This window comes from Candidatus Dadabacteria bacterium, assembly GCA_026706695.1.
Classification (GTDB): Bacteria; Desulfobacterota_D; UBA1144; order Nemesobacterales; family Nemesobacteraceae; genus Nemesobacter.
On record JAPOYE010000043.1, the window covers coordinates 1 to 9,758 of the forward strand.

The 9,758-nt window shown below is 50.9% G+C and carries 11 protein-coding genes; 6 read left to right on the forward strand and 5 right to left on the reverse strand.

Annotated elements, in window-relative coordinates; translation table 11 throughout:
* The 6 genes from prfA to OXG10_03035 all read left to right on the forward strand — a co-directional run.
* Positions 1-853, forward strand: an 853-nt coding sequence (prfA, locus tag OXG10_03010) for a peptide chain release factor 1 (protein MCY3826341.1), incomplete at its 5' end; no start/stop codon positions are given.
* A 51-nt stretch (positions 854-904) separates the two neighbouring features.
* Positions 905-1,708: a cytochrome c biogenesis protein CcsA gene (ccsA, locus tag OXG10_03015; protein MCY3826342.1), complete on the forward strand. Its 804-nt coding sequence runs from the start codon at positions 905-907 to the stop codon at positions 1,706-1,708.
* Between the two features lie 84 nt (positions 1,709-1,792).
* On the forward strand, positions 1,793-1,996 hold the full coding sequence (locus OXG10_03020; GenBank protein MCY3826343.1) for a dodecin family protein: 204 nt from the start codon (positions 1,793-1,795) through the stop codon (positions 1,994-1,996).
* 42 nt (positions 1,997-2,038) lie between these two features.
* Positions 2,039-2,914: a diaminopimelate epimerase gene (gene dapF / locus OXG10_03025; protein ID MCY3826344.1), complete on the forward strand. Its 876-nt coding sequence runs from the start codon at positions 2,039-2,041 to the stop codon at positions 2,912-2,914.
* A gap of 20 nt (positions 2,915-2,934) precedes the next feature.
* A complete protein-coding gene (locus OXG10_03030; GenBank protein ID MCY3826345.1) occupies positions 2,935-4,191 on the forward strand; it encodes an amidohydrolase family protein in 1,257 nt (418 codons plus the stop codon).
* Positions 4,192-4,208: 17 nt separating this feature from the next.
* Positions 4,209-5,285 carry a gamma-glutamylcyclotransferase gene (locus OXG10_03035; protein ID MCY3826346.1) on the forward strand — a complete coding sequence of 359 codons (1,077 nt, stop codon included), beginning with the start codon at positions 4,209-4,211 and terminating at the stop codon, positions 5,283-5,285.
* Positions 5,286-5,315: 30 nt separating this feature from the next.
* On the opposite strand, the gene OXG10_03040 is transcribed toward OXG10_03035, so the two are convergent.
* The 5 genes from OXG10_03040 to hisA are packed head-to-tail and all read right to left on the reverse strand — an operon-like array spanning position 5,316 to position 9,581.
* Entirely contained in the window at positions 5,316-6,149 is an 834-nt protein-coding gene (locus OXG10_03040; protein ID MCY3826347.1) for an ABC transporter substrate-binding protein, read from the reverse strand.
* Positions 6,131-7,009: a menaquinone biosynthesis protein gene (locus OXG10_03045; protein MCY3826348.1), complete on the reverse strand. Its 879-nt coding sequence runs from the start codon at positions 7,007-7,009 to the stop codon at positions 6,131-6,133. Before OXG10_03045 ends, OXG10_03040 begins: the two co-directional genes overlap by 19 nt.
* Complete coding sequence (locus OXG10_03050) at positions 7,006-8,076, reverse strand: deoxyguanosinetriphosphate triphosphohydrolase (protein MCY3826349.1); 1,071 nt, start codon at positions 8,074-8,076, stop codon at positions 7,006-7,008. Before OXG10_03050 ends, OXG10_03045 begins: the two co-directional genes overlap by 4 nt.
* Before the next feature lie 18 nt (positions 8,077-8,094).
* On the reverse strand, positions 8,095-8,856 hold the full coding sequence (hisF, locus tag OXG10_03055; GenBank protein ID MCY3826350.1) for an imidazole glycerol phosphate synthase subunit HisF: 762 nt from the start codon (positions 8,854-8,856) through the stop codon (positions 8,095-8,097).
* Positions 8,857-8,858: 2 nt separating this feature from the next.
* Entirely contained in the window at positions 8,859-9,581 is a 723-nt protein-coding gene (gene hisA, locus OXG10_03060; GenBank protein ID MCY3826351.1) for a 1-(5-phosphoribosyl)-5-[(5-phosphoribosylamino)methylideneamino]imidazole-4-carboxamide isomerase, read from the reverse strand.
* Positions 9,582-9,758 lie beyond the last annotated feature (177 nt).

Genomic DNA, 9,758 nt, shown 5'->3' on the forward strand with positions numbered 1-9,758 from the left:
GCCTCTTGCCCGCGAGGAGCTTGAAGAGCTTTCCGAGGAGAGAAGCGAGCTCGAAGCGAAACTCAGAAAGCTTCTTCTGCCCAAAGATCCGAATCTCGGGAAAAACGTGTTCCTTGAGATAAGGGCCGGAGCCGGAGGGGAGGAGGCGGCTCTTTTCGCGGCCGATCTCCTCAGAATGTATTCGAGGTACTGCGAGAACCGCCGCTGGAAGGTGGAAACCATAACGCTTAACGAAACCGGGATCGGCGGGATAAAGGAACTTGTGGTAAGGATCGAAGGGCGGGAAGTTTACGGCAAGCTCAGGTATGAAAGCGGGGTTCACAGGGTTCAGCGAATACCCTCGACGGAGGCCGGCGGGAGAATACATACGTCAACGGCGACAGTCGCCGTGCTTCCGGAGGCCGACGAGGTTGACGTGGAAGTGGACGAGAAGGAACTCAAGGTAGATACTTTCAGGTCTTCGGGGCCCGGGGGTCAGCACGTCAACAAGACGGATTCCGCGATAAGGATAACCCATCTTCCAACGGGAATCGTCGTGCAGTGCCAGGACGACCGCTCGCAGCAGAAAAACAGGGTCCATGCGATGAGCATGCTACGCGCAAAGCTTTACGAGATTGAGGAGCAAAAACGCGCAAGCGAGATTTCGCGCACCAGGAAAACCCAGGTCGGAAGCGGGGACAGAAGCGAAAAAATAAGAACCTACAATTTCCCTCAGGGGAGAATAACCGACCACAGAATAGGTCTCACTCTCCATAAGGTAGAGGCGGTACTGGGAGGAGAACTTGATCCTCTGCTGGAGCCTCTCGCGGCCCATTTTCAAGCCGAAAGTCTTAAGAATCTGTCAGAGGCCTGACGGCTTTTCCCGATTTGTATTTGCCGGGCCAAGCAATAGAATATACCTTCAATGAATGTCATCTATCTGATTTCCGCCCTTTACCTGCTTTCTTCTCTTCTTTACGGCACTTACCTCTGGTCGCAGAAAAGAAAAATCTCCCGGGCGGGCATTTATTTCGCCATTGCGGGGGTGCTTGCTCATACCGCACTGCTAGTTGTTTTCCTCATGCGTGGCGACGTACTGGCCGGAAGTACTTCAAGGCCCCTTTTTATTTTCTCGTGGCTTGTAACGCTTGTCTTTTTAGTTTCGCAACTGAGGTTCAAGACCCCCGTGCTCGGCGCGTTCGTGCTCCCCGTGGCTTTTCTCGGAACCTTGCCCTACGTGATCATTCCGGATGGGATGATTACTCAGGACCCGACGCTTGGAAACCCATGGGTGCTGGCGCACATACTGTCCATTTTTCTTGGAGAAGCGTTTTTTGCGATATCTTTTCTAGCGGGCGTAATCTACATATTCCAGGAAAACCAGCTGAAATCGAAAAGAGTCGGAAGCCACCTGAAAAAACTTCCTTCCCTGATAACGCTTGACAAGATAAACCACCTGAGTCTTCTGCTCGGGTTCCCGCTTCTAACCGTGAGTCTCGTTATCGGTTTCGTACTTGCAAAAGAAATATGGAGCGATGTGTGGACGTGGGGAGCCAAGGAAACTTGGTCTACCGTTACGTGGCTTCTTTACGCTTTTTTGATAAACGGACGTATTTCCCTCGGATGGAGAGGCAGAAGGGCTGCGCTCGGAGCCGTGATCGGGTTCTGCATCGTGGTGGTGACGTTCGTTATGGGATATATCTTCCCGGGGCAGCACAAATTTGAATGAAGTCGTCTGTTTACAAAGATTTGGAAATAACGTTATAATATACGCCCCGAATTACGGCAAAAAACTGTTTTAAGGAGGATTACGATGGCTGTAGCTAGAGTAACAGAGGTTATAGGTTCATCTGATAAGTCATGGGATGACGCTGTGCGGGAAGCTCTTGACAGGGCGAACTCAACCCTGAGGGGTCTTACCGGAATCGAGGTAACGAAAATGAACGCCCGCATAGAGGATGGGAAGATTGCCGAGTACCGTTCCCACGTCAGGATCACCTTCATTCTGGAGGACTAATATCTCCTTACGGAATATTTTCCCAAGACTGCAAACAACGTGATGAGCTGCTTTGTAAAATCACACGGGTTGGGAAATGATTATATTGTCCTAGACAGCGCCGAAATAGATTTTGATCTCGGCAAATCCGCCATAGAACTCATATGTCACAGGAATTACGGCATAGGTTCTGACGGCATACTGCTTCTGGTTCCCCCTGCAAGGGGAGACTTCGGGCTCAGAATTCTCAATCCTGACGGGAGCGAGGCGGAAAAAAGCGGAAACGGGCTCAGGATTTTCGCCAAGTACCTCTACGAGAGGAAAAACGCCTCGAGCAAGACTTTTTCCATAGATACTCCCGGCGGTCTTGTTGCGGCCGAAGTCGAGGAGAAAGACGGAAAGGTCCACCACGTCACGGTGGAAATGGGTGCGGCGACTTTCAGGGCGGATGAGGTGCCGGTAGACATGGAGGGGGAGGAAGCTGTGGGGCAGCGCCTTGTTCTCGGCGCATCAGAATTTGATTTTACGGCCGTTTCGGTGGGCAACCCCCACTGCGTTATTTTCTTCGAAGAGCTAAGAGAAGATCTCATAAGGAAACTCGGACCCGAGATAGAAAACCACCCCATCTTCCCAAACAGGACTAATGTTCAGTTCGCCCAGGTGATCTCGCGCGAGAGCGTTCGTATTTTAATCTGGGAGAGAGGAGCCGGCTACACTCTTGCCTCAGGCAGCAGTTCCTGCGCGGTCGCCGCGGCGTGCGTGAAATCCGGCCTTACGGACCGGAATCTCAGGGTGCTGATGCCCGGCGGGCATCTGGACATAAACGTCGGGGAAGACTGGGCGATCACTATGCGCGGCGAGGTGGAAGAAGTCTTTTCGGGGATGTTGAGCGACGATCTTCTTTACAAACTAAGAAATCCTTCCACTATAAATTTATAGAGCGACCGATTCATTTTTTGATGGAAAGACTGCTTTTAAAGGCGGATGTGGTGATTCCGATAAGTTCTGAACCAATTCGCAATGGAGCCGTCGTCGTGGACGGGGGACGTATCGTTGACATCGGAACATCGGATAGAATCGAGACTGACTATCCCGGCTTGCAGAAAATAAGAAGGCAGAATTCGATAATACTTCCCGGGTTCGTAAACGCCCACACCCACCTTGAACTCAGTTGGACAAGGGGGAAGATCGGAGGTTTCGAAGATTTTACCGGATGGCTTGAGCGGCTGATCGCTCTTAAGGCCGGCGGAGTTGATCAAGATCTTGTCGAGAATTCAATGAGGGCGGGGATTCGCGACGTCATCGGTAGTGGTGTCACTACAGCAGGGGAAATATCTTCCTTGGATTTCGGCGGGAGGGAGATGCTCAGAAGCTCGGGGATGAGAATTATCGCGTTTCTCGAACTTTTTGACCGCATTTCACCAAGACTTTCTTCGCTTGAATTCCGAAGCGAAGATCTCTACGAGGAAAGACCCTTCCCGCACGCGCCTTATTCCTGCGGGCCGGAACTTCTAGAGGCGGTTTTTGCCTGCGCGGAGAAAAACGCGGTTGCGACGGGAATCCATCTGGGCGAAAGTCCTGATGAAGTCGATTTTTTGAAGAACCTTCCCAATGAATTTGAACGGAAAATCTTCCCGCTCATAAAAAAGGAAACTTTCGAAAGGCCGCGGGCCGATACTCCGACACGCTACATAAGCAGATTTCTTCGCGGAAAAGGCGTGAAACTCTCCGCCGTTCACATGGTACAGGTGGTGGATGAAGACATGGAGATAATCCGAGACGCCGATATCGGCATTATTCTCTGCCCAAGAAGCAATGTTCTTCTCGGAGTGGGTAAACCGAACCTGAGCCAGATGCTTGATCATGAAAGGGTAGGGCTCGGGACCGACGGACTTTCAAGCAACTCAGATCTTGATTTCTTCCAGGAGATCAGATTCCTGCATGACCTTATGGTTGAACAGGGAATACGGCAAAGCGCCCGTCTGGCGGTCTATTTCGCGACCTTGGGTGGAGCAAGGGCTCTTTTTATCGAGGAGGAGACAGGGAGTCTTGAGGTCGGAAAAAGTGCCGACATCATATGCATTGGCTGCAAAGGGGGAATTGCCCCCGATCCTTATTCCTGCGTAGTGTCTTCAAAACCGGAGGATCTCCAGTTCTCAATGGTAAGAGGGAATTTAATCTACAAAAAGGACCCTCGGGATCCTTGTGAGCATTAATTTCCTCAGTATCTGCTATGACCGAATCAACGCCCGAAAAGCTTCTCGTCTACGGAACCCTGCGAAAGGGCGGGATAAGAAGTGGGCACCTTGAGCGATGCAGGCTGCTCAGGATGATGAGAGTTCCCGGGATACTTTACCGTACGCCTTTTGGTTATCCGGCGGCCGTGTTTGATGAGACTTCCCCGCTTGCTGTCTGGGGAGAGCTTTATGAGCTTCCCTCGGATTCCGAACTCTTTATCGGGAGCGTGGACCGCCTCGAAGGCGTGGATGAAAAGCTTTTTTCAAGATCCGTTATCCGCTTGGAAGAAGAGTCTTTTTATGTATATGAACCCGGCCCGGAGCTCAGAAGGCAGATTGGTGATGAGGACATAATAAAAAGCGGCAACTGGTTCTCGAATCCCGCCCTCTGCGGAGAGGATCCTTTCTCTTTTGCCGTCAGTTTTGAGAATATCCAAAAGCAGTATTACAGGATGAAACCCGACGGTTGCTCTGAAGAGAACATTTTTCTTGAAGGCACGGTCCCGGTTCTGGTTACCTGTCCGCATTCGACCGCTCACACGAGAATGGGGAAACTGAAGCATCATGAATTCTACACCGCCGCTCTGGGAGCCGTGTTGCATCTGGTTCTCGGCTGCCACTGTCTTTACGCGAACAGGGAACAGGGAACAGACCCGAATTACTATGACGACTGCGGGTTTAAGGCTGTGCTTGAGAAAGTTCTGTCCGAGAGGAAAGTAGATCTAGTTGTGGACATACACGGTACCGGAAACGAGAGGTCCGAGGATCTGTTTCCAGGCGTGGGGGATGAGAGGGAATTTCTTCTTTCGGCACCTGACGTTCTTGACAAGTTTTATCTTGTCGCCGAGGAATATGGAATCACGGCCGGAAGCGCCGATATATTTCCCGCCGCAAGGCAGATGACCGTGGCCAAGTTCGCTGCGAAGCGGTTTTCGGTTCCCGCAATCCAGGTTGAGATAAGCGACAGGTTCAGGATGCCGTGGAGACGGGAAGATGAGTTTCGCCGTCTCATAGGGTTTCTTCTCAGATTTGTTGAAAAAGTGATCTCGGAGAAAAAAGGCCAGGGCGGATAACGGATGCTGTCTCCGCCGGTTGAAATAAAATTACTCGCAGAGAATATCAAGCATTGGGTTCTCGGCTATGATTCCCTTTGCGTGGGCTTTTTCAAAAAGATACTCAAGTGCCCAGGTTCCGCTTTCGCCAAGGTCTCTGGTCCACTCGTTTACGTACATTAAAACGAACTTCTCTCCCGTATCCTCGCTCATCCCCCTTCCAAAGCGCATCGCGTAATCAAGAGCCTCTTTTTTGTTCGAGAGGGCGTACTCTATGCTCTCTTTGTGTACTCGAAGAACTTCGGCATCAAGCCCCCGGGGTATGTCTCTTCGAAGCACGTTAAGTCCAAGCGGCATCGGAAGATCGGTTTCCTCGGCCCACATCGCTCCAAGATCGAACAGAAGGCAAAGCCCCGTCTCTTCGTAGGTAAGCTGTCCTTCATGTATAAGAAGACCCGCGTCTACCTCTTCTTCGAGCACCTTGTCCATGATCTTGTCAAAGGGCACTTCGACTGGGATGAAATCATCAGCATATAGACTCAGAAGAAGATATGCGGTAGTAAGCTTTCCAGGTACCGCGACGACTTTTCCCCGGAGGTCAGAAATTTTCTTCTTGGCAACCACTATGGGGCCGTACCCTTTTCCCATGCTGGCCCCGCAGGAGAGAATCCGGTAGCGGTCCTGCACGCTCAGGTATCCATGGGCGGAGATTGCCGTTACTTCGAGCTCCCCTTTCATGGCTCTCTTATTGAGTGACTGTATGTCTTCAATCACGTGCTCGAAATCTATCTGTCCGGAAGCCACCTTCCCGCTCGCTATTGCGTAGAACATGAACGCGTCGTCAGCGTCGGGGCTGTGGCCCAGTCTCATGGTCCGTTTTTCCATTCTTGTCTCCTTCCGGATTTCGTCTCCGAAGGGTCTACGTAGAAATCGATTTCGTTTTTCTTCTCTATTTCGTTAAGCTCGAAAAGAAGGTCGCGATATTTGATGAGTCCTTCAATCTTTGGGCCGTCAAGGTCATACTTGATTCTCTCTTTAAGGTAAGTAGTGCAATGCTCCCTGCTGAGACCCAGTTTCCGAGATTCGATATCCACTATCTCCGGGATGAATTCCACTCCTAGTTCTCTCGTTGAGACAAGACATTCACAGCCTTTGGCTGTAGCGTCGTCCCCTTTTTTGATCGCCATTACCGCATATACGAAGGGAAGGGAGGTTTCCCTCGTCCAGAGTTCCCCCAGGTCGTACGTGAAGGCGGATTTTTCTGCAGAGAGATGACGGGCCTGAAGACCCGCGTTGCCGATAAGCATCCCGGCGTCAACTCCCTGAAGGAAACCGTTTACGGGTTCTCTTTTTACGTATTCGGGCTTAAGACCGAGGAAGAGCTCCAGTACGATTCTGAGCAGGGCCGTTGAGCTCTTGGACCTGCTGTCAACCGACACGCTTTTTATTTTCGTTATTTCTTTTCGTGCCTTGAGTACGACGCTGTCGACTTTTCCGAAGGAGGATATGGAAATGTCGGGCAGAATGCAGTAGTCATCGGTTCTTAGAAATTCAACCGAGGGAATGGGCGCGACATCAACCACTCCTTCCGACAGATTGTCGGAAAGAAGGAAAGGGTCAAAATACATTATATTAAAGCTGTGCTCGACGACCCCTTTTTCCAGAGGATAAATGAGCGGTTGCATGTTAAGAAAAGGCGCTGCTCCGAGATTTATCAACGACCGGTCCCCCTTTTTTTCGTTCATAGGTAGGCGTCCTGTATTTCCTGGCCTTTTGTCCATCTGCTAGGAAGGAATATCTTTTGGTAAAGAGAAAGCGCGTAAAGGTCGGACATCCCGGCGATGAAGTCGCATACCGTCCTTTGCAGCGTTTCATCCTTCTGTACGGGCATCTTGTAGAAACTCTCACGGAAGATTTTCTCGTTCTCACAGAAATACAAGTAAAGCTCCTTCACGACTTTTTTGGATTTATTATGAAGCGAAAGCAGCCGCTCGCTTACATAGACATTCTCGTAGAGATAGGTCCTGAGTCCCAAAAGTGCTTCGAACACTTCCTCGCTCATCAGAATTCTCATCCCGCCTCTTTCGATGGTCTGCTCAACGATGTCCACTACCATCGTGTTTATTCTTTGCGAAGCCGTATCTCCGAGGACCGAGATATACTCTGCGGGAACATCGCCGGGGGATATGATACCCGAGCGGATTGCGTCATCAAGATCGTGATTCGCGTAAGCGACAAGATCCGAGATCTTGGTTACCTGGCCTTCCAGGGTAAGGGGCCTGTTCTCCTCGGTCTCTATTCCCTCCTTTCCCCATCCCTTGGAATGTTTAGCTATTCCCTCCCTGACTTCATGCGTCAGGTTGAGTCCCGTTCCGTCGCGTTCCAGCACATCCACGATCCTTATGCTCTGGTGAACATGCTTGAATCCGCCGGGGAACACTTCATCCAGCCCTTCCTCCCCGGAATGGCCGAAGGGGGTATGACCTAGGTCGTGACCTAGCGCTATGGCTTCGGTCAGATCTTCGTTAAGCATAAGTGCTTTCGATATGGTTCTGGCTATCTGGGAGACTTCTATTACATGAGTCAGCCTTGTGCGGTAATGATCGTTGGTCGGAGAGATGAATACCTGGGTTTTATGCTTGAGTCTTCTGAAGGCTTTGGAATGAATTATCCTGTCCCGGTCCCTCTGAAAGCACGTTCTTATGTCGCATTCGCGCTCGGGGTTCGCTCTTCCTTTGGATTCGCAGCTCAGAGTCGCCATCGGACTGAGCAGCTTTTTTTCGTTTTCTTCGGTCTGCTTTCGTATGAGCAAGATATCCTAAACCTCTTTTTACACCAGTCTTACAAGTACCCCTTTCTCCGACAGGAACTGCTTCGCCTCGTTTATTGAATACTTGCCGTAATGAAAGATCGAGGCGCACAAAACGGCGTCCGCCCGTCCCGCTTCCACCGCTTCAACCAGATGTTCAAGCCGTCCCGCGCCTCCAGAAGCTATGACGGGAATGCCGACGGTCTCGGAGATGGTTCTTGTGAGCTCAAGATCGTATCCGTCCTCCGTGCCATCCCTGTCCATGCTCGTAAGAAGGATTTCTCCGGCTCCGAAATCCTCCATCTTCGCGGCCCATCCGACGGCATCTATTCCGGTCGGGTTGCGTCCGCCGTGGGTGAAGACCTCCCATCCGCCGCCTTCTCTTCTCCTCGCATCTATGGCTACCACTATGCACTGACTTCCGAACCTGTCAGAAGCCCGTCTTACGAAGTCTGGATCTGTTATGGCCGCCGTGTTGATCGTAACCTTGTCCGCCCCGGCTAGCAGAAGTTCCCTTACGTCTTTCACAGTTCTCAGCCCCCCTCCGACGGTCAGGGGAACGAAGACCTCGCTCGCGGTCCGCTCGACCACGTCTATCATGGTTTTCCTCTTTTCGTGCGAGGCGGTGATATCGAGAAACGTTATCTCGTCAGCGCCCTCGTCGCTGTACTTTTTCGCCACCTCGACAGGGTCTCCAGCGTCCCTGAGGTTAACAAAGCGAACCCCTTTTACCACTCTCCCGTCCTTTACGTCAAGACATGGAATTATTCTTTTGGAAACCATATTTATTGAAACCTTTGTATGCTGTCTTTAAGATCGATGGAACCTGAGTAGATGGATTTCCCGAGTATCGCTCCGAACAGATTGTCATCTGCGATGGACTGTATATTGCTCAGGTCGGCAAGCGACGCGATACCGCCTGAAACGATTACCGGAAGGGGAGACATGGAGAGAAAATTTTTTATCGAAGCCGTGTCTATTCCTTCCATGGTTCCGTCCCTGTCAACATTTGTGTGAATTACGAGCGATACTCCTATGTCGCGGAATTCAAGCATCGTCCGGGCGATGCTCGTATCTATTGTTTCCTTCCATCCCCGCAGGGCTATTTTCCCTTCCTTCGTATCTACCCCGACAGCTATTTTCCCGGGAAATCTCCCGCAGATATCCTCGAGAAAGTCCCTGTCGGTAAAGGCCGAAGTGCCTATTATCACCCTCTTGATACCGATTTCGAGATACCTCTCAACGGTGACGGTGTTTCTTATCCCCCCTCCGACCTGCACGTTTGAGGAGACGGAGCGGACTATTTCCTCTACAGCTTCGAAATTTCTGGGATCTCCTTTAAATGCTCCGTCAAGATCCACGACGTGAATCCACTCGGCTCCGCACCGCTCCCATTTTCTCGCTGTATCAGAAGGGCTGTTTGAAAATACGGTCTCCGTGCCTTCTTCTCCCTTGAGAAGTCGCACGCAGTTTCCGTCTTTTAAGTCTATGGCGGGGATTATGAACAATTCAGAACCTCGTTGAACCTGGAACACCGGAAATAATACACAAGCGGGAAGGTTATTATAAGGATATTTCGAAAAAATACCGATTTAAACTTACCATTTTTACTCAGTCTGGGGAACCACGCAGTATTTTCTTCCTGATTTCCCCGAGCGTAAATCTGCGCAATTTAAGTTCGTTTA